Below are 217 nucleotides of genomic sequence, written 5' to 3' on the forward strand. Positions count from 1 at the left end.
CCTCGCGCAGCGCATCGACCAGCGGCTGAAGCTGCACGCCGGTTTGACCCACCCACTGCGCCAGTGTCGAGCGCGGGATAGCCAGGCCGGCACGGCGGAAGATCTTCTCCTGTCGATACAGCGGCAGGTGGTCGGCGAACTTGGCCACCATCACATGCGCCAGCAGGCCCGCCGTGGGGATGCCCTTGTCGATCACTTGAGGCGGCACCGGCGCCTG

1 protein-coding gene is annotated in these 217 nt (G+C 68.2%); it reads right to left on the reverse strand.

The window, feature by feature from the left end:
- A partial coding sequence (locus AO268_RS07435) for an IS66 family transposase (protein WP_141562794.1) occupies window positions 1-217 on the reverse strand: 217 nt, incomplete at both ends.

Source organism: Pseudomonas sp. ICMP 8385 (genome assembly GCF_002699915.1).
GTDB lineage: Bacteria > Pseudomonadota > Gammaproteobacteria > Pseudomonadales > Pseudomonadaceae > Aquipseudomonas > Aquipseudomonas gessardii.